The organism is Plantactinospora sp. WMMC1484 (assembly GCF_049315195.1).
In the GTDB taxonomy this organism is placed as follows: Bacteria; Actinomycetota; Actinomycetes; order Mycobacteriales; family Micromonosporaceae; genus Plantactinospora.
This window is the reverse complement of record NZ_CP186055.1, coordinates 49,343-68,417: the sequence shown is the minus strand read 5'-3', so window position 1 is coordinate 68,417 and position 19,075 is coordinate 49,343. Positions and strand designations below refer to the sequence as shown.

General features: G+C 71.4%; 18 protein-coding genes and 1 pseudogene. 12 read left to right on the top strand and 7 right to left on the bottom strand.

Annotated elements, in window-relative coordinates:
- Positions 1-380 precede the first annotated feature (380 nt).
- The 4 genes from ACN28C_RS00290 to ACN28C_RS00275 are packed head-to-tail and all read left to right on the top strand — an operon-like array spanning position 381 to position 3,992.
- Complete coding sequence (locus tag ACN28C_RS00290) at positions 381-2,120, top strand: nitrite/sulfite reductase (RefSeq protein WP_422771620.1); 1,740 nt, start codon at positions 381-383, stop codon at positions 2,118-2,120.
- Positions 2,117-2,293: a hypothetical protein gene (locus tag ACN28C_RS00285; RefSeq protein ID WP_422771619.1), complete on the top strand. Its 177-nt coding sequence runs from the start codon at positions 2,117-2,119 to the stop codon at positions 2,291-2,293. The genes ACN28C_RS00290 and ACN28C_RS00285 overlap by 4 nt, the downstream gene beginning before the upstream one ends.
- The gene (locus ACN28C_RS00280; RefSeq protein ID WP_422771618.1) at positions 2,290-3,051 is read left to right on the top strand and encodes a phosphoadenylyl-sulfate reductase; all 762 of its coding nucleotides are present in this window, start codon (positions 2,290-2,292) and stop codon (positions 3,049-3,051) included. The genes ACN28C_RS00285 and ACN28C_RS00280 overlap by 4 nt, the downstream gene beginning before the upstream one ends.
- Positions 3,052-3,092: 41 nt before the next feature.
- Positions 3,093-3,992, top strand: a complete 900-nt coding sequence (locus tag ACN28C_RS00275) for a sirohydrochlorin chelatase (RefSeq protein WP_422774910.1) — start codon at positions 3,093-3,095, stop codon at positions 3,990-3,992.
- Between the two features lie 364 nt (positions 3,993-4,356).
- Here the strand turns inward: ACN28C_RS00275 and ACN28C_RS00270 are convergent, their stop codons facing one another.
- Positions 4,357-4,614, bottom strand: a complete 258-nt coding sequence (locus ACN28C_RS00270; protein WP_130464821.1) for a WhiB family transcriptional regulator — start codon at positions 4,612-4,614, stop codon at positions 4,357-4,359.
- 425 nt (positions 4,615-5,039) lie between these two features.
- Positions 5,040-5,990 (bottom strand): diacylglycerol/lipid kinase family protein, encoded by a 951-nt coding sequence (locus ACN28C_RS00265; RefSeq protein WP_422771617.1) that lies wholly within the window; start codon positions 5,988-5,990, stop codon positions 5,040-5,042.
- Positions 5,991-6,032: 42 nt separating this feature from the next.
- Here ACN28C_RS00265 and ACN28C_RS00260 point away from each other — a divergent pair, with 42 nt between their 5' ends.
- A complete protein-coding gene (locus tag ACN28C_RS00260) occupies positions 6,033-6,434 on the top strand; it encodes a hypothetical protein (RefSeq protein ID WP_422771616.1) in 402 nt (133 codons plus the stop codon).
- Positions 6,435-6,544: 110 nt separating this feature from the next.
- On the opposite strand, the gene ACN28C_RS00255 is transcribed toward ACN28C_RS00260, so the two are convergent.
- Together ACN28C_RS00255 and sodN are read right to left on the bottom strand one after the other, a co-directional pair.
- Positions 6,545-6,952: an anti-sigma regulatory factor gene (locus ACN28C_RS00255; protein WP_422771615.1), complete on the bottom strand. Its 408-nt coding sequence runs from the start codon at positions 6,950-6,952 to the stop codon at positions 6,545-6,547.
- 126 nt (positions 6,953-7,078) lie between these two features.
- Positions 7,079-7,486: a superoxide dismutase, Ni gene (gene sodN, locus ACN28C_RS00250; RefSeq protein ID WP_422771614.1), complete on the bottom strand. Its 408-nt coding sequence runs from the start codon at positions 7,484-7,486 to the stop codon at positions 7,079-7,081.
- Between the two features lie 158 nt (positions 7,487-7,644).
- On the opposite strand from sodN, the gene ACN28C_RS00245 reads away from it, so the two are divergent.
- The 4 genes and pseudogenes from ACN28C_RS00245 to ACN28C_RS00230 all read left to right on the top strand — a co-directional run bounded on the left by ACN28C_RS00245 (position 7,645) and on the right by ACN28C_RS00230 (position 12,050).
- A complete protein-coding gene (locus ACN28C_RS00245; RefSeq protein ID WP_422774909.1) occupies positions 7,645-7,920 on the top strand; it encodes a S24/S26 family peptidase in 276 nt (91 codons plus the stop codon).
- 170 nt (positions 7,921-8,090) lie between these two features.
- Positions 8,091-9,161: pseudogene (locus tag ACN28C_RS00240) on the top strand (NAD(P)-dependent malic enzyme); the annotation flags it as partial.
- Positions 9,162-9,456: 295 nt separating this feature from the next.
- On the top strand, positions 9,457-10,410 hold the full coding sequence (locus ACN28C_RS00235) for a zinc-binding dehydrogenase (RefSeq protein ID WP_422771613.1): 954 nt from the start codon (positions 9,457-9,459) through the stop codon (positions 10,408-10,410).
- Positions 10,411-10,694: 284 nt separating this feature from the next.
- Positions 10,695-12,050: a hypothetical protein gene (locus ACN28C_RS00230; protein WP_422771612.1), complete on the top strand. Its 1,356-nt coding sequence runs from the start codon at positions 10,695-10,697 to the stop codon at positions 12,048-12,050.
- Positions 12,051-12,215: 165 nt separating this feature from the next.
- Here the strand turns inward: ACN28C_RS00230 and ACN28C_RS00225 are convergent, their stop codons facing one another.
- The 3 genes from ACN28C_RS00225 to ACN28C_RS00215 form a co-directional block, all read right to left on the bottom strand.
- Positions 12,216-13,205 carry an alpha/beta hydrolase family protein gene (locus ACN28C_RS00225; protein WP_422771611.1) on the bottom strand — a complete coding sequence of 330 codons (990 nt, stop codon included), beginning with the start codon at positions 13,203-13,205 and terminating at the stop codon, positions 12,216-12,218.
- 104 nt (positions 13,206-13,309) lie between these two features.
- Positions 13,310-14,242, bottom strand: coding sequence for an alpha/beta hydrolase family protein (locus ACN28C_RS00220; protein WP_422771610.1), 933 nt, complete (start codon positions 14,240-14,242; stop codon positions 13,310-13,312).
- A 16-nt stretch (positions 14,243-14,258) separates the two neighbouring features.
- Positions 14,259-16,559, bottom strand: a complete 2,301-nt coding sequence (locus ACN28C_RS00215; RefSeq protein ID WP_422771609.1) for an MMPL family transporter — start codon at positions 16,557-16,559, stop codon at positions 14,259-14,261.
- Between the two features lie 125 nt (positions 16,560-16,684).
- On the opposite strand from ACN28C_RS00215, the gene ACN28C_RS00210 reads away from it, so the two are divergent.
- From ACN28C_RS00210 to ACN28C_RS00200, 3 genes are all read left to right on the top strand, one after another.
- Positions 16,685-16,855 (top strand): hypothetical protein, encoded by a 171-nt coding sequence (locus ACN28C_RS00210; RefSeq protein WP_422771608.1) that lies wholly within the window; start codon positions 16,685-16,687, stop codon positions 16,853-16,855.
- 117 nt (positions 16,856-16,972) lie between these two features.
- Positions 16,973-17,506, top strand: coding sequence for a SigE family RNA polymerase sigma factor (locus ACN28C_RS00205; RefSeq protein WP_422771607.1), 534 nt, complete (start codon positions 16,973-16,975; stop codon positions 17,504-17,506).
- Positions 17,493-18,728 carry a hypothetical protein gene (locus ACN28C_RS00200; protein WP_422771606.1) on the top strand — a complete coding sequence of 412 codons (1,236 nt, stop codon included), beginning with the start codon at positions 17,493-17,495 and terminating at the stop codon, positions 18,726-18,728. Before ACN28C_RS00205 ends, ACN28C_RS00200 begins: the two co-directional genes overlap by 14 nt.
- Positions 18,729-19,075: the final 347 nt, after the last annotated feature.

The window sequence follows — 19,075 nt, the reverse complement described above, 5'->3', positions numbered from 1 at the left end:
TATTAGTTCCAATATTCGAGATCGTAGCGTGAAGCCGGCCACAGCGGGTCCGCCAGGCGGGACTCTTACTCGCTGCCGGTGGTCCGGTGGATACGGATGTGGCAGCATGACGGGTATGACCGCCGCCGAGCGCCGCTTCGCGAGGCCGGGATTCACATCCCGCCGCCACGTGGACTACGGCCGCGTTCGCAGCGCGATCTGTCCGGCCCACTGACGCCGCTCGGACCAGTTCCGTCCCGGGCGCGCGGTGCCCCGGCCTCTCCGACACCGTCGCTGTCGACATCGTCGTTCCGGCCCCTCGGCGTTCCGGCTCCCCTCGGGCCGCGCGCCGCCGCCCCGCGCGCCCCCCGAAGCCACAGCAGACAACGGAGGACGCCGCGATGGCGGTCAGTGACACCCCGGCCCGGCCCGGCGCCAGCAGCGCACCGGCGGGCGGCAGCGCACGTGCGGCCCGACCGGCCCGCCGGCCCCGGGGCGAGGGGCAGTGGGCGCTCGGCCACCGCGAGCCGCTCAACCCCAACGAGCGGACCAAGAAGGACGACAACCCGCTCAACGTACGGGCCCGGATCGAGAACATCTACGCGCACCGGGGCTTCGCCTCGATCGACCCGCAGGACCTGCGCGGCCGGTTCCGCTGGTGGGGGCTCTACACCCAGCGCAAGGCCGGGATCGACGGCGGTCGCACCGCGGTCCTGGAGCCGCACGAGCTCGAAGACGAATACTTCATGCTCCGGGTCCGCATCGACGGCGGCCAGCTCGACCTGGAGCAGCTCCGGACCATCGCCGACATCTCCCAGACGTACGCCCGGGACAGCGCCGACATCACCGACCGGCAGAACATCCAGTTGCACTGGATCCGGGTCGAGGACATGCCGGAGATCTGGCGCCGGTTGGAGGCGGTCGGGCTGCAGACCACCGAGGCGTGCGGCGACTGCCCCCGGGTGGTGCTCGGCAGCCCGGTCTCCGGAGTGGCCGAGGCGGAGCTGCTCGACCCGACGCCCGCGATCGACGAGATCGTCCGGCGTTACGTCGGTGACCCGAAATATTCCAACCTGCCGCGTAAGTTCAAGTCGTCGATCTCCTGGCTGGTCGACACGCCGTACGAGGTCAACGACATCTCCTTCCTCGGCGTCGAGCATCCGGAGCACGGCCCCGGCTTCGACCTCTGGGTCGGCGGCGGGCTGAGCACCAACCCGATGCTCGCGCAGCGGCTCGGCGTCTGGGTGCCGCTCGACGAGGTGCCGGATGTCTGGGCCGGGGTGGTCGGGATCTTCCGTGACTACGGCTACCGGCGGCTGCGGCACCGCGCCCGGCTCAAGTTCCTGGTCGCCGACTGGGGGATCGCCAGGTTCCGCGAGGTGCTGGAGAAGGAATACCTCGGTCGAGGGCTGCTCGACGGGCCGGCGCCGGAGCTGCCGGGAAAGCCGATCGACCACATCGGGGTGCACCGGCAGCGGGACGGGCGCAACTACGTCGGCGCCGCCCCCGTGGTGGGTCGGGTCTCCGGCACCCAACTCGCCGAGCTGGCCGACGCCGCCGCCGAGCACGGCAGCGGGCGGGTGCGGCTCACGCCGTACCAGAAGCTGCTGGTCCTGGACGTGCCGCCGGAGCGGACCGACTCGCTGGTCGCGGCGCTGCGCCGGATCGGCCTGGAGGCGTTCCCGTCGGTCTGGCGGCGGGACACCATGGCCTGCACCGGCCTGGAGTTCTGCAAGCTCGCCATCGTCGAGACCAAGGCCCGGGGGCAGGAGCTGGTGGCCCGGCTGGAGGAACGGCTCGCCGGTGCCGACCTCGGCGAGGCGGGCCTGAGCATCCACATCAACGGCTGCCCGAACGCCTGCGCCCGGACCCAGACCGCCGACATCGGCCTCAAGGGCCAGCTCGTGGTCGGGCCGGACGGGCGCCAGGTGGAGGGCTTCCAGGTGCACCTCGGCGGCGGCCTGGGCATGGCGCAGGGCCACTCCGCCGGCTTCGGCCGCAAGCTGCGCGGCCTCAAGACCACCGCGGCGGAGCTTCCCGAGTACGTCGAGCGGCTGACCCGGCGCTATCTGGACGGCCGCACCGAGGGCGAGAGCTTCGCCAACTGGGTTGTGCGAGTCGAGGAGGAGGAGCTGCGATGAGTGGTGAGACCCGAGCCGCACCGCTGTACTGCCCGTACTGCGGCGAGGAGGACCTGCGACCTCACGAGGCGTCGCACGGTGCCTGGGAGTGCCGGGCCTGCGCCCGGGTCTTCACGGTGAAGTTCACCGGCCTGCTCGCCACCGCCGTATCGGACGAGGGACGGTTGTCGTGAGCCCTGTCGTCGCGGCCGGCTTCGGCCTGGTCACGCTCGGGCCGGAGGCGCCGGCCGACCCGTCGCGGCGGGATCCGGCCGAGTTGCGGGCGCTGGCCGAGGAAGCCAACCGCGAACTCGAGGGCGCGCCGGCCCAGGAGATCGTCCGCTGGGCCGTCGACGAGTTCGGCGGCCGGTTCTGCGTCACCAGCTCGATGGCGGACGCCGTACTCGCGCACGTGGTGTCCCGGGTCGCGTCCGGAGTGGACGTGCTGTTCCTGGACACCGGACTGCACTTCCCCGAGACACTCCGGGTACGCGACACCGTGGCCCGCACCCTGCCGGTCAACGTACGCTCCATCCGGGCCCGGCAGACCGTCGGCCAGCAGGATGGCGAGTACGGCCCCCGGCTCTTCTCCCGGGCACCGGACGAGTGCTGCGCGCTGCGCAAGGTGGAGCCGTTGGAGCGGGCCCTGGCCGACTACGACGCCTGGGCCGCCGGCCTGCGCCGGGACGAGTCACCGACCCGGGCCAACACTCCGGTGGTCGGCTTCGACCCGCGACGCGGCAAGGTCAAGGTGAACCCGATCGCCGCCTGGACCCAGGCCGATGTCGACGCCTACATCTCCCGGTGGAACGTGCCGGTCAACGAACTGTTCCGGCAGGGCTACACCTCGATCGGCTGCTGGCCCTGCACCCGCCGCACCAAGGCGGGTGAAGACCCCCGGGCGGGCCGCTGGGCCATGTTCGAGAAGACCGAGTGCGGCCTACACATGTGACCGCCGAGGCCGCCGGAGCGGCGCCAGCCCGGACCGACGCCCTGCCCGAAGGGTCGGCGTCGGGGCTGGTGCCGGCCCCGGTCGTGTTGGTGGCGCATGGCAGCGGGGATCCCCGGGCCGCCCGGGCGACCGAGGCGCTGACCCGGGCCGTGGCAGCGGCCCGGCCCGGCCTGCTGGCCCTGGCCAGCTATCTCGACCACGGCCCGCCCCGGCCCGGCACCGTGCTCGCCGAGCTGGAGGCGGCCGGGCACCGGCGGGCCGTCCTGGTGCCGCTGCTGCTCACCGCCGCGTACCACGGGCGGGTCGACATTCCCGGTGCCGTCGAGGCGGCCCGGCGGGCGGGGCTGCGCATGCCGGTACGCACGGCCGACGTGCTCGGGCCCACGGCGGCCGGCGTCGACCATCGACTCGTCGCGGGGCTGCTGCGTCGGCTCACCGAGGCGCTCGGCACCGCCACGAGCCGGCAGCGCGGGGTCGATGCGGCGGCCTCGGTCGGCGGGGTTGACGATGCGGCGGGCTCGGCCGACGGGGGTGCTGCGGCGGGCTCGGTCGGCGGGGTTGACGATGCGGCGGGCCTGGCCGGCGGGGTCGATGCCGTGGTGTTGGCGGCCGCCGGCACCCGAGACGCGGCGGCCCGGGAGACCGTGGAGCAGGTGGCCGAGGCGCTCGGCGCCAGGCTGGGCCTTCCAGCCCGGGTCGGGTACGCCTCCGCGGCGCCACCGACGGCCGGTACGGCGGTCACCGCGCTGCGGAGTGCCGGCGCCCGGCGGGTGGCGGTGGCGACGTACTTCCTGGCGCCGGGCCGGCTCTGCGAGACGGCAATGGCCTCGGCCCGGCAGGCCGGTGCGGTTGCCCTGGCCGCCCCGCTGGGCGACGCGCCGGAACTGGTCCGGCTCGTACTGGCCCGGGCGGACGCGGCAGCGACCGGTGACGCGCCGTAGCGGTCACGGCGGAGTGGGTCGACAGAGGATTGCGACAACTCACCGTAGCCGTGCGTGACCACGCACCGTAGTCGTCGGCGATGCGACGCGGCAGACCGCCGCTGCCGGCGTGGCAGAGCCGGTGCCGGCGATGGTTCGGTGGGCCGCGGGGGTGTGAACGCTCGTTCGGAATCACCCGCCCGACGAAGGGAAATCGCCTTACGGGTTCTCGATCGACGAATTGGTCAGCGGAATGTCGTCGATCCACTCTCCATCGTTACGGCAGCAGCAGAACGCGTTCCGCGAATGACAGAACGTGTTAGTGCGGAACAGCAGAACGCCCCGGAGGTCGATCCCCCCGGGGCGTCCGATGTCTTGCGGTTGGTCAGGCGGAGTGAGCGCGCAGAACCCGAAGGCCGCCACGGCGCTTGACGGCGCGCCGCTCTTCTTCGCTCATTCCGCCCCAGACGCCGGCGTCCTGACCGGACTCGAGCGCCCACTGCAGGCACTCGTCGGTCACGGAGCAACGCCGGCAGACGGCCTTGGCCTGCTCGACCTGCAGGACGGCGGGGCCGGACGTTCCGATCGGAAAGAACAGCTCCGGGTCCTCGTCGCGGCAGGCAGCATGGTGGCGCCAGTCCATGGCGGCAACACTCCTCAATCTGGGTGGGCGGCAGTGCTTTGTGGATCTTTTCTATATGCGTCCGCGGTGCCGATCACGACGGCGTGGAGCCCGTCGGTTCGGCAGCGCGAGAGCAGGCTTTGTGTTGTGGGACCCACGCGGCGCCGGTCGGTCATCGATCGACCGCGCCCACGCAATCTCCCGGTAACTCAAGTTCGCTTGTGAATACTTTCACGAACACTCGCGATGTCAAGGGTAGCGCCCGGAAAAACTCTGGACGGGTGAGACAGGTCACGGCCCATTTGTCCGGATCTCCGCCCTCGTCGGCACCCGGTGCGCCACAGCCGAGAATCAATATAGTACAGTCCGCCCGACATTGCTGGCATTTCCGGCACCGTCCTCGCAAGTTGCCGCACAGGTTCGCTACCGGTAGCTGTACCCCAGGCTCAGCAGATTACTCGCAGTGCGGCCGCGACGGACGTGAACCGGACTTTGTTTCGCTCCCCGAGGTAGTCGCCGTCCAGCTGGAACGCCTGTGGCTGCTCGGCGACCAGGGTGAACTCCTCCAGGTCGTGCAGCCGCAGAATCTGTCGGCCGCGCGGGTCCGGTCGCCGCGACAGGCTCTGGGTGACCATCCGGGTGGCGCTCGGCACCCGCAGTCGGCGCAGCGCCAACACGTCCAGGCCCAGGTCGAACGAGGCGTCCGGGTTCGGGTTGACCTCGCGGTCCCCGACGTACGTCCAGGGCGCGGTGTTCTGGATGACCACCGTCGCCAGCTCGCCCTCGGTGGTCTCGCCCGGCCGCTCCAGCCTGATCCCCGGATGCCGCCGCTCGGCGCCGACGAGATATTGACTGACGATCGACCGTAGATACAGCCCAGGGGTGGAGACCCGGCCCCGGCGCCGGGCCCGCTCCACCCGGTGGATCACCGCCGCGTCCATGCCCAGCCCGGCGCAGAAGGTGAAGTAGCGGTCGTCGGCGAGGCCCAGGCCGATGGTGCGGCTGCGGCCCACCCGCAGTGCCTCCAGGATCATGCTGGTCGCCTCCGGCCACTCCCGGGGCAGGCCCAGCGCCCGGGCGAAGACGTTGGTCGAGCCGCCGGGCACCGCCGCCAGCGCCGGCAGCTGCCCGGCCGGCAGCCGGTCCTCGGCGTTGCCCGAGGCCCCCGCCGTCATCAGCCCGTTGACCACCTCGTTGACGGTGCCGTCACCACCAAGGGTCACCACCAGATCGACGCCCTGTCGGGCGGCCGTCCGGGCCAGCGCGACAGCGTGGCCGCGCCGTCGGGTGTACTCGACGGTGAGATCCACCTCGCTGCGGAGCGCGCGGACGAGTACGTCCCGGCCCCGACCCGTCGTGGTGGTGGCCTTGGGGTTGACCACCAGGATGGCCCGCATGGGCGGCACTGTACCGCGAGCCACCGGGGTATCGTGGCGGCCGTGACAACCCGTCCCGAACCGGCACCCGGGCCACTGCGCTGGGCGGTCTGGCTGCTCCGCGCCGAGGGGGTCGGGCTGGCGCTGCTGACGCTCTTCCTGCTCTTCGAGCTCTTCACCGCTACCGCGACCGACCTGCTCTCCGCAGTACTGGTCACCGCGTTCGCGGCGGGTGGCGCGGCGGCGCTCTGGCTGATCGGCACCGCGCTCAGCCGGCGCCGGCCGGCGGCCCGGGCCCCGGCCATTGTGCTGCAACTCATGCTGCTGCCGATCGGCTACTTCATGATCCAGGGCGGGCTGGCCTGGCTGGGGGGACCGCTGATCGTGCTCGGCCTGCTGGTCGTCGGTCTGCTGATCAGCACGGCGACCAACCGCGCCCTCGGCTTCGACACCGAACGGGCCTGACGCTCCGGCAGGGCTCGACCGGAGTCGGACCGGCAGGAGGTCAGACCTCGGCGGTAGGTGACACCTCGCGGCAGGTCAGACCTCGGCGGTAGGTGACACCTCGCGGCAGGTCAGACCTCGGCGGCGCGCCGGGTGAGCAGGGTGATGGTGGCCCGGTCACCGGTGGCCGTCGCGGTGGCCGAGGTGGTCAGCGCGGTCAGTACCTTCCAGGCGAACGACGACTCGGCCGGCAGCCGCGCTCCCCGGGTGGTGGGGACCGAGACCTCCACGGTGAGCGCGTCGTCGGTGACCGCGAACCGGCAGTCGAGCTCGGCGTCCCGGGTGGCCACGGCCAGCAGCATGGCGCATGCCTCGTCGACCGCGATGCGCAGATCCTCGATCTCGTCGAGAGCGAAGTGCAGGCGCGCGGCGAGACCGGCGGTCGCGGTCCGCAGCACGCCGAGGAATCCACCGTCGGCGGGCACGGTCAGCAGGACGACGTCGTCGCCGGTCGTCGGCGGTGTGGTCAGTGAAGTCACCAGCGCTGCCCCCCGTCTTCGGACTCTACCGGCCCGTCGCACCGGCGTGCCGACCGGATCCGCGATCCGGCCGGCACGCCGCCGACGCTGTCCCGCCGGGACTTGACCTCCGGCGGGTGGCAGGACTCACGCCTGCTTGGTCTCCCAGAAGATCTTCGCGATCTCGTCGATCTTCTGCAGCAGCTCGTCGGCCTTTGAGGCGTCGGTCGTGGCCTTGGTGCCGCCGCCACCACCGGCGAGCTTGGTGGCCTCGTTGAAGAGCTGGTGCAGCTGCGGGTACTTCTCGAAGTGCGGGGGCTTGAAGTAGTCGGTCCAGAGCACCCAGAGGTGGTGCTTGACCAGCTCGGAGCGCTGCTCCTTGATGATCAGCGCCCGGGTGCGGAACTCGGGGTCGGTGTTCGCCGCGTACTTCTCGTCGATGGCCTTGATCGACTCGGCCTCGATCCGAGCCTGCGCGGGGTCGTAGACCCCACAGGGCAGGTCGCAGTGGGCGCGGGCGACGAGGCGTGGTGTAAGGATGCGTGGAAGCCGCATGGGACCCTCCAAGGCACGTCTGTGATGATCCAGGATGACAGTACTCCTGCGATATGTCCCCGAAGGGGCGGAGGTGAAACTCGGTGTCCACCGCCCCTTCGGCCGCTGCCGGGCGGCCCGGTGGACCGCTCTTCGCCGTACTCGTGGTCGGGCCCTCGATGGCGCCGACCCTGCGGCACGGCGACGCGTTGCTGGTGCGGCGCGGCGGTCGCGCCGTCCGCGCCGGCGACCTGGTGGTCGGCACCTTCCGGACCCGGCCCGACCTGCTCGTGGTCAAGCGTGCGGCGCGTCCCGTGGACGGTGGCTGGGAACTGCGTGGCGACAACGCGTTGGTGACCGACGACTCCCGGGTGTACGGCGTGGCCGACGTCCTCGGTCGGGTCGTCCTGCGGTACTGGCCCCGCCCGACGTGGTTCTCCGTCCCGTCGGTGTGACCCTGCAAGGGTTCGCCGTCCCGTCGGTGTGACCCTGCGGGCCAACCGGACCGTCCGGCGGCACTATGCTCTGTAGTCCATACCCGGGTGACCCCCGCACCGCCGCTGGCGGCCGCCGATCTCGCGTCCAGCCGACGGCTCCACTGCTCGTCGCGATTCCTGGAGTCACCATGTCACCCACTGTTGTGGATCCGTCCGATCCTGCCTTCGAACTGCATCGGGGCGGCAAGCTCTCGGTCGCTTCGACCGTGCCGCTGGCCACCCGGGAGGACCTGTCTCTGGCGTACACCCCGGGGGTGGCCCGGGTCTGCGAGGCGATCGCCGCCGACCCCGCCCTGGTCGACGACTACACGTGGGTCTCGCACACGGTGGCGGTGGTCACGGACGGCTCGGCAGTGCTGGGGCTGGGCAACATCGGCCCGCGTGCGGCGATGCCGGTGATGGAGGGCAAGGCGGTGCTCTTCAAACAGTTCGGCGGCGTGGACGCGGTGCCGATCTGCCTGGACACCCAGGACACCGACGAGATCGTCGCGCTGGTGACCGCGCTGGCACCGTCCTTCGGCGGCATCAACCTGGAGGACATCAGCGCGCCGCGGTGCTTCGAGATCGAGCGCCGACTGGAGGAGGCGCTGCCGATCCCGGTCTTCCACGACGACCAGCACGGCACCGCCGTCGTGGTGCTCGCCGCGCTGCGCAACGCCGCCACGCTGCTCAACCGGAAGCTCGGCGACCTGCGGGTGGTGGTCAGCGGCGCCGGTGCGGCTGGTGTCGCGGTGACCAAGATGTTGGCGGCCGGGGGCGTCAACCCGGACGAGGTGGTGGTCTGCGACTCCCGGGGCATCCTGCATCCCGACCGGCCGGACCTGACGGCGTCAAAGGCCGAGCTGGCCGAGCTGACCAACGCCGCCGGCCGGGTCGGCGGGGTCGCCGAGGCGCTCCGTGACGCCGACGTGCTGATCGGCGTCTCCGGTGGCGAGATTCCTGAAGAGGCGGTGGCCGGGATGGCGCCCGGCGGCGCCGTCTTCGCGCTCGCCAACCCGACCCCGGAGGTGCACCCCGAGGTGGCCGCCAGGTATGCGGCGGTGGTGGCGACCGGCCGCAGCGACTACCCCAACCAGATCAACAACGTGCTGGCCTTCCCCGGTATCTTCCGGGGCGCGCTCTCGGCGCGGGCCACCCGGATCACCGAGGGCATGAAGGTGGCGGCCGCGGACGCCATCGCGGCGGTCGCCGTCGAGGCGGCGTGGTCCGACGGTGCCCATCAGGACGGTGCCCATCAGGATGGCGCACAGCCGGCCGGTGCGGGCCGGGACGGTGCGGGCCGGGACGGTGCGGGCCGGGACGGTGCCGACGTCGGGCAGCTCCGGATCGACGCCATCGTCCCGTCACCGCTCGACCCGAGGGTCGCGCCGGCGGTGGCCGAGGCGGTGGCCGAGGCGGCCCGACGCGACGGCGTGGCCCGCGCCTGAGCGGAAGGGCACGCTCGGGCTGGCCGGGCGGGGACGGAGGGTGTCGACCGGGTGTAGCGTTTCGATCATGCGTGCCGCCTACGCCTCGACCCTCGATGCCGACGACCCCCTCGCCGCCCTGGTCGTCGGGGATCGGCCGGAGCCGGCACATCCGGAGCCGGACTGGGTGACGGTGCAGGTCAGGGCCAGCTCGCTCAACCATCACGACCTGTGGTCGCTGCGCGGGGTCGGGCTCGGCACCGACTTGCTGCCGATGATCCTCGGCTGTGACGCCGCCGGGGTGGATCCGGACGGCAACGAGGTCGTGCTCTATCCGGTGATCCCGGATCGGGCCGACCCCCGTGGGTTCTCGCTGCTCTCCGAGCGGCACCAGGGCACGCTGGCCGAGCGGGTCGCGGTGCCGCGCGCCAATCTGGTTCCGAAGCCGGCCGGTCTCTCCTTCGCCGAGGCGGCCTGCCTGCCGACGGCGTGGCTGACCGCGTACCGGATGCTCACCGCCCGGGGGCGGGTGGAGGCCGGGGATTCGGTGCTGGTGCAGGGGGCCGGTGGCGGCGTGGCGACCGCCGCCGTGGTGCTCGCGGTGGCGCTCGGCAAGCGGGTGTACGCGACCAGCCGTGACCCGGGCAAGCGGGAGCGCATCGCCGCACTCGGAGCGACGGCGGTGGAGCCCGGAGCCCGGCTGCCGGAGCGGGTCGACGTGGTCATCGAGACGGTCGGTGCCGCCACCTTCGACCACTCGCTGAAGTCGGCGGCCCCGGGCGCCCGGATCGTCGTCTGCGGCGCGACGGCCGGGTACGAGCCATCGGTGAACCTCCGCCGTGTCTTCGCCATGCAGCTGGAGATCCTGGGTTCGAGCATGGGGACGGCGGCGGAGTTGGCCGAGCTGCTGGACCTCTGCGTCCGGCGGGAGATTCGGCCGGTGATCGACGGCAGGTACCCGTTTCCGGAGGTCCGCACGGCCTTCTCCCGGCTTCTCTCCGGCCAGGTCTTCGGCAAGGTGGTGCTGGAGCACGCCGCGTAGTGCCGAGGTGTGCCGACCGCGACCTGTGACCGTAACGACGTGAACACGCGCGGTTACAGTATTTGAAAATCCGGACGTTACGCCCGGCGATGCGGCGCAGAGGCGGCGGGATAAGTCGCCGACAATGCACCGGAAAGTCGGGGTAAAGCCGGACTTCAAGAAAAATAAAGGTTAGGTCCCTGGCTATTCCTTCGCGTCTCCGGCTGCTTGGGGGCGGCGGGTACAGTCGTCCCGTTCCGCCCCTCTCTGATCGGATGATCTCACGGCGAAGGAGTCGGATCTTGATGAGTTTCTCTGTGGCGGGCCAGCATAATCCCCGACGGTCGCCGTCCCGGCGTACCCATTGGCGCGGCTGGCGTACGCCACGGTCCCTGGTGGTGAGTTCGACGACGTTGGGGATCATCATCGCCGGGATCGGGGTGGCGGTCGCCAGCAGTGGTGACGGCTCGACGACAGTCACCCGGAACGGGGCGGTGCTGGACGGTCGCACGATTGACGGGTACGTACACATCAAGGCGAATGACGTCACTATCCGGAATAGCACCGTCAAGTACGGCGGCGCGCACGCCGTACGGATCTTCGAGGGCTTCTCCGGCGCGTTGATAGAGAACACCAGGATTGAGTGCACCCGGCCCGGGACGAACGGTCTGGTGTTTGGCAACTACACGGCCCGCAGGGTGCGGGTCATCGGCTGCAAGAACGGCTTCCTGCACTCGCCGGAGGCCCCGGCGACGATCGTCATGTCGACCTGGAACGGCAAGCCGGTGGCCGCCGGCGACCTTCCCCCTGCCGTCGAGCCGGCGCCGGACCCCACGACCCCGACGCCCGACTCCGCCCCGACCTCTCCGGACGGGCCGGCCTCGGCCGCCGCGGCGACCGAGACCAGGGCGCCGATCAACCGGGCGCCCGGCACCTTCCCCGGCCCCGACGACACCGGGGTGCCCGCCGGCACCTCACTCAGGGCCTCGGGCTCGATCAAGGTCACCCAGGACGGTCAGGTACTCAGCGGTCTGAACATCACCGGCTGCGTGACCGTCACCGCCAAGAACGTCATCCTGCGAAAGTCGCGGATCACCTGCGACGGGATCTACTCCATCCGCACGATAAACGCGGTGAATCTGGTGGTCGAAGATGTCGAGATCAACGGTATGGGAAAGAACTCGGCGGCGGTCTGCTGTGGTGACTACACGCTTCGCCGGGTCGACATCAGCAATGTCATCGACGGCCCCCGGCTGGGCAGCAACGTCGTGGTCGAAAATTCCTGGATTCATCACCTGACCCGGGGGCCCGGCTCGCACAACGACACGCTGCAGACCACCGGCGCGTCGAATATCGTGGTCCGGGGGAACTCGCTGGAGGCGTACAACCCGGTTACCAAAGATCCGTTCAATGCCTGCCTGATGATCGGATCGACCACCGGGCCGATCGTCTCCAATCTGGTCTTCGAACGCAACTACTGCAACGGTGGAAACTATTCCATCGGGGTGCGTACCGACCTCAACGCCGCCAGCATCCGAGTGAGCGGCAACGTCTTCGGGCGAAACCACAGATATGGCGTGATAGCCCGGCCGGACCAGGCCGGCATCACCTGGGACCGCGCGACCAACCTCTACGCGGACAACCGCAAGCCGGTCGTGTAGCCGACCCCTCGGGAGAGCGCGGCCGGTCGGGCCAGGACCGGCCGCGCGCGAGGCCGCAGCAGACGCTTGACCGTGCGGCAGATGCTTGACCGTGCGGCAGATGTCTGCCGCTTGATCGTGCGGCAGATGCTTGATCGTGCGGCAGACGCTTGAGGCCGAGGCAGATCAGAGCCGGTCGTCGAGGGTGGCCAGGCCGCCCCGGGTCGCCTGCGCCGGCAGCCGGCGCAGCGCCCGGGCATCGCCGTAGAGGGTCCAGCGCAAAAACTCGACGGTGGTGCCGGTGACCACGTCGAGGGCCCGTTCGTCGCTGCCGCGCAGCGCGCCGCCGTGGTCGCCGTCCGGCAGCGTCAGCATCGCCTTCGGCCAGGGGACCCTGTCGTACGCCGCCTTGCCGGCCTGGTACGACACCACGTCGTCGAGCTTCCCGTGCACGAAGAGCTGGGGCGCGGCCGACCCGCTGAACGTGGTGCCGACGCCGAGCGCGGTGCCGGCAAGCACGATTCCGGCGTCGAGCCGCGCGTCCCGGCCGGCGGTGAAGAGTCCGATGGTGGTGACGCCACCCGCCGAGTGCCCGGCCGCGGCCACCTGGTCGACGGCCAGATGGTTCCGGAACGGGTCGTCGGCCGCGTCAGCCAGGGCCAGCACGCGGGTGAGCACGTACGACGCGTCCGCCGGCTGATTGACCACGTCGAGCACCTGCAACTCCGACGCGCCCCGGCTGGTGTGCGGATAGGTCGGCGCCACCACCACGAAACCCGCGGCCGACCAGCGGGTCAGCAGCGGCCGGTAGTCCGACGGCCGGCCGGTGAGGCCGTGGCTGAACAGCACCACCGGAAACCGTCCGTCGGCGACCCGGGCATCCCGCTGCGGCGACCCGCCGGCCGCGCCCTTCGCCGGATACCAGACGGTGACCGGCAGCCGGCGGTCACCGCCCCGGTTGTAGGTCAGCTCCCGCCTCCCGACCGCGAACCGCCGGCTCGGTGCGACGCCTCCCGGCCTGGGGCCGGCCGCGGCGCTGCTGGCCGAGGTCGGGCTTGCCGAAGGCCGGAGGGGCTCGGCGGCCGAGGAGCCGGATCCGCCGGAGCAGCCGAGCACCGCCAGGGTCGTCGCGACGGTCGTGGCCGCCAGCACGGCGCGGAAGGGTTGTCGGCGCATGGGCTCGATTCTGCCTCGCCCGGCGACCTCGCCGGCCCCGCTCGCCCCCGAACGGTTAGGAAGGGCCCCCGCTACAACAAAAAGCGATAACTGGGGGCCCTTCCTTACAGTTCGTCGGTGAAGGTGGTGATGCCGGGGACCGCGGCGCCGGAACGGAGTTCCTGGCGGGCCCGTGCGTCGCCGTAGAGCGTCCAGCGCAGGAAGTTGGTGGTCGCGGCGAGCGTCTGTGCAAAGCCGCGTCGGCCCGGGGTGAGGTATTCGCCGTGCCCCTGACCGGTCACCGTGATGAAAGCCTTCGGCCAGGGCACCCGCCGGTACGCCTGCCGGCACCTGGCCAACGGCACGACCCGGTCGGCCTCACCGTGCACGAAGAGCAGCGGTGCCGGCGGTCCGCCGAAGCTGGCACCGGGCATCCCGCCGCCCCCGATCACGACGCCGCCGCGCAGCCACGCGGAGTGGCCCGGCGTGAAGAGGCCGGCCGTGGTGTAGCCGCCGGCGGAGTGGCCGACGGCGGCGATCCGGGTCACCGCGAGGTGCCCGGCGAACCGGTCGCCGGCAACCCGGTTCAGCCGGCTCAGGTGCTGGACGACCTGCCAGGCGTCGGCGGGCTGGCGGCGGATGTCGCTGCGGTCGAACCGGCGCGCCGCCCGCCTGGTGTGCGGATAGGCGGGCGCGGCGACCACGAAGCCGGCGGACGCCAATCTCGTGGTGACCGGGGCGTGCAACTGGGGCAGGCTGTGCAGGCCGTGGCTGAACAGGACGATCGGGAAGCGGCCGGTGGCCACCGGGACGTTGTGACGCGGAGGGCTGGCGGCCGGGGCGGTGGCCGGTCCGCCCCTGGCCGGATACCAGACGGTGACCGGAAGCGGGCGGGTGGCGCCGCGATCGAGATCGAACGTACGCACGCCGACCGCGTACGTCCGATCCGGGGCTGAACCGGGCGATGCCGCGGGAGCCGGAGCGGCGACCACCCACCCGCTGACGGTGAGCGCGAGCGGCAGCAACAGGACGATCAGCCCCGTGACCCTGGGGTTCACGCGCACAGCATCGACGCTAGACGGTGGGCCGCCCTACGAGGCCAGCTTTCCGGTCTTCGTACGGCGGCCACCCGGACGGTTCGCCTCCGCCGTCCCCGCCGTCCCGTCCGGCCGGAGCGTCGCCGTGGGAGAACCGCGGGAGCCACTCCAGCCACCGGGGTAGATACCAGTTCCGGTCGCCGAGCAGGGCCATCACCGCCGGCAACAGCACGGCCCGGACGACGGTGGCGTCGATCAGCACCGCGATGGCGAGGCCGAAGCCGAGTTCCTTCATCGAAACCACCGAGCCGGTGGTGAAGAGGGCGAATACCGCGACCATGACCATGGCGGCGCTGGTGATGACGCCGGCCGTACCCCGGATGCCGTGGGAGATCGACAGCCGGCTCGGCCAGCCCCGGTCGTACCCCTCCCGGATCCGGCTGAGCACGAAGACGTGGTAGTCCATCGAGAGGCCGAAGAGGATCACGAAGAGGAAGAGCGGCACCCAGTTGGTGATCGCGCCGACCGACTCGAAGTCGAGCAGGGCCTCGCCCCAGCCGTGCTGGAAGACCAGCACCAGTAGCCCGTACGTGGCGGCGACCGAGAGCAGGTTGAGCACGATCGCGGTCAGCGCCACCACCACGGATCGGAATGACACCAACATCAGCAGGAACGCCAGCCCCAGCACGAACCCGAAGACCAGCGGCACGCTGCGGCCCAGCGCGGCGTTGAAGTCGACCGAGTCGGCGGCGAGCCCGGTGACCCACACCTCGGCGCCGTCGACCCCCGAGACGGTGCGCGGGATGACCTGCTCGCGGAGCGTGCGTACCGCCCGCTCGGAGGCGGCGTCGACGCCGGAGCCGGAGACCCCCACCCGGACCACCGCAACCGTCCGGTCCGGATTGACCTCGACGGTGATCGGCCCGTGCAGTTGACCGGTGGCCAGTGCCCGGGCCTCCAGGTCGTCGATCGCGGCGGTCAGCGCGGGGGTGGTCACGTCGTCGGCCCGGATCGCCACCACCGCCGGCTCGGCGCCGCCGGGAAAGGCGGCCTTGACCCGGAGGTACGCGCTCAGCGCCGGAGCGGGGTTCTTCAGCGCCGTGACGTCCTCCTCGGCGGTACGCATGCCGAGCAGCGGCAGGGCCAGGGCGAGCAGGGCGGCGGCGGCAAGCGTGGCGGAGAGCCCGGGTCGGCGCAGCACGGCGCGTATGGTTTTGCGCCAGAAGCGGCCGTCCGACTGCCGCCGGTACAGTCCCGGCACCCGGCCCAGGTCGATCCGGTCGCCGAGCTTGCTGAGCACCGCCGGCAGCACGGTGAGCGAGCCGACCGCAGCGGCGGCGACCACCAGGATCGTGCCGGTCGCCAGGCTGATGAAGGTGGTGTCCTGGGTCAGGAACATGCCCGACATGGCGATGATCACGGTGAGCGCCGAGATCAGCACGGACCGCCCGGAGGTGGCGGCGGCGATCGCCAGGGCTTGTTCCGGGTCGGCGCCCCGGGCCCGCTCCTCGCGCTCCCGCCGCAGGTAGAAGAGGCAGTAGTCGACCCCGACCGCGAGTCCCATCAACAGCATCAGGTGCATGGTGGTGTCCACGGCGGGGGCGAACCGGCTGGCCAGGGCGAGCAGCCCCAGCGAACCCAGGAAGGCGGTCAGGGCCAGTCCCATCGGCAGGACGGCGGCGAGCAGCGCCCCGAACGCCACGATCAGGATGCCCAGCGTCACCGGTATGGAGAGCATCGACAGCCGGTGCATGTCGGCGTCCAGGGTCCGGCCCATCGCCTCGCCGATGCTGGCGCCGCCGGTCTGCGCCACGTACAGCTCGGGATGGTTGCGTTGCACGGTGGCGACGGCGTCGCGTACCGGTCCGACCCGGTCGGCGGCGCCCTCGGCGGGGCCGGTCAGGTCGAAGGTGACCAGCACGGCGTGCCGGTCGGCGGAGACGGCGTCCGACCTGACGTTCTCGACCCGGCCGGTACGCTCGACGGCCGTGGCCGTGTCGGCGACCGCGGCCCGGAAGGCGGCATCATCGACGTCCAGGCCGTCGCTTTCGATCAGCACCATCTCGGCGGCCCGATCGGGGAACCCGGCGGCGGCAATGATCTCGTCTGCCTGGCGGGACTCGCCGCGCCCGTAGTCGCTGTCTTTCGCCTCGACGGTGCCGACGACGACGCTGAGTGCGGTCGCCGCGACCACGAACAGCAGCCATCCGAGGACGGCGGCGGCCCGGTGCCGGGCACTCCAACCGGCGATCCTGCCGGCCAGGTTGCCCCGGCGGCCCGGTGCCGGGCGGGTGCCGGGGCCGGGAGGCGGTGGCGACAGAGTGATCGAGGTGGTCATGCCACGACGCTATGAGCCCTACCGGCCGGGATCGATCCAGCGAGCATCCAGGTTCGGGGTAGGGCGGCCACGCCGGCCGAGGTAGGGCGGGCCCGACCGTGCACCGGTTCGTTAGTGTGCTCCACATGGTTGAGCAGCACTCTGATCCCAGCGGTAACACCGAGGCGTTCCGGGCCTTCGCCCACTCGTCCCAGCCGACCGCCGACGAAAGGCCGTCCCGACTCCCGCTGATTCTCGGCGTCGCAATCGTGGGCGTCGCACTGGTCGTCCTGGCCGGCTGGCTCGCCCTCGGCTGAGGCGTTGGCCGGCGTCTATCAGGTGACGCCGGAAAGTAATCGGGCAAGTACTTTTTTCCTCGTGCAACTTCCGGTCTCGCGGCCACCGTTCTACCTCCGTCAGGAGGAGGCGCGCAATTGAGAGCCGCAGACGAGCAAGCGTTCCGGGAGTTCGTGACGTCCCAGATGGCGTCGCTGCGCAAGCTGGCCTATGTGACCTGCGGGGACTGGCACGCGGCGGAGGACGCCGTCGCCAACGCGCTGGTCAAGCTCTATCCGCGATGGCGCAAGCTGGAGCACCCGGAGCTGTACGCCAAGACCATGGTCTACCGGGCCGCCATCGACGAGACCCGCAGACCATGGCGCCGGGAACGACCGGCCGGCGATGCCATGCCGGACGTCCCGATGTGCGATCCACACGGCGCGACCGACGAGCGGCTGCGGATCAAGGCTGCGCTGGCCGCCGTGCCTGTCCGGCAGCGCGCCGCCATCGTGCTCCGACACTACCTGGGGCTGAGCCTGGAGGACACGGCTCTCGTCCTGGACTGCAACGTCGGAACGGCGAAGAGCCAGACCTCGCGCGGACTGGCCAAGCTCCGCGAGCTGCTGGCAGCGGATCGGATCAGTTTCACCGGGGACCGGATAGAGGAGTTCACCAATGCAGTTGCGTGAGATTGTGGACGCGGCGACAGCGGACGAGCCACCGCTGGCGTGCAGCACCGACGAGATCATCGCGGCCGGCCGGAGGGCCGAGCGTCGCCGGCGGGCCGGCTTCGCCTCGGCCGGTGCGGCCGGGCTGGTCGCGGTCGTGGTGGCCGGCACGTTCGCGCTGTCGTCGGTGAAGCCGTCCACGCCGGAGCCGGTCACCGGGGTCGGCGCCGGGGCCGGTCAGGGCGCGGACGTCACGTGGCCGGACGCTCAGGGATTCACCTTCACGTTCAGGGCGTTCGAGGCCGGCGGGTTCCACGTGCAGGACCCGATCGTGGCGTCCACCGCCTACCAGATCGCGCCGGTGTACCAGGAGGGCAGGACCACCGACGACCCGCCGACCGCCAACGACCTGCCGACCGCCAACGACCCGCCGACCGCCAACGACCTGCCGACCATCGACGACCTGCCGGCCGATGGCAAGACGCGCGAGCAGGTCCTGCAGAAACTCGCAGCGGGGAAGCAGCTGACCGGCGGAACGCTCTACGCCTACCTGACCCTCTACCGGCCGGGCGCGTTCGACCCGTCCGGGATCACCGGCGGCACCTCGCTGGTCGTGGCCGGACGCAGAGCGGTCGAGTCGACCCGCACCGCCCCCGCCGGCAGGCAACTGGCCTGGGAGTACGCCGACAACGCATGGGCTGTCGTCAATGCGTTCACCAGCAGTCCTGCCCCGTCCCTCGCTGATCTGTCGGCGCTGGTCACCGCCCTGAAGCCGAGCCCGGCGGAGCCGGCCAAGCTGCCCTTCACGGTGGGCTACGTGCCGTCCGGCTATCTTCCGGTGGAGATCGGCATGCACGCCATGCCCGGTCTGAACGGCATCGCGGCGGCTCGCGACGGCGACTACGGCGGTGCGACCTACGCCAACCCGGTCCCGGCGACCACCGGGCTGACCGAGCCTTACGGCGGCCCCGAGGGCAGACGGGTCCCGGGCAGCTTCAGCATCTTCGTCACGCCCAGTTCGTCCTCCAACCAGAAGGCCAAGGCCGGCGAGACGGAGTGCTACCAGCAGACGGGCGAGGCGTTCTGCAATGTGTGGAGCGCGGACGGCAACGTGCAGGTGCAGGTCGTCAGCTCCGGGCAGCTCTCCGCCACGGAGATCACGAGGATCGCGGAGTCGGTGAAGGTGGCGGACGTGCGCAACGAGGCCACCTGGACCTCGGCGGCCGAGGCTCTACAGCCGTAACCCGTACCGGCAGCTGGCATACGGCGCCGTGTCCAGAGGGGCGCGGCGCCGTATGCCGCTGGCCCTCTCTTCCCCGCGCCCGACACGCGGCCTCGTGCGGCCCCTCCACCGGGTCACGGCCGACTGGACGTTCACCTCGCCGGCGGCCGCCGTGCACCTCACGGCGGTCCGCATGACCCCGGCCCTGGACGCCACCGGCACCGCACCTGACGATGCACGCCAGTGGAACACCGCCGACCTCATCGAGACGATCGTGCGCGCGTACCGGATCGGCCTCATGACGGCCCTGGCCGGGCCGGGCATGCCCCAGGCCCGGCCAGGGCCTGCTTCAACCGTCTGCCACAGGC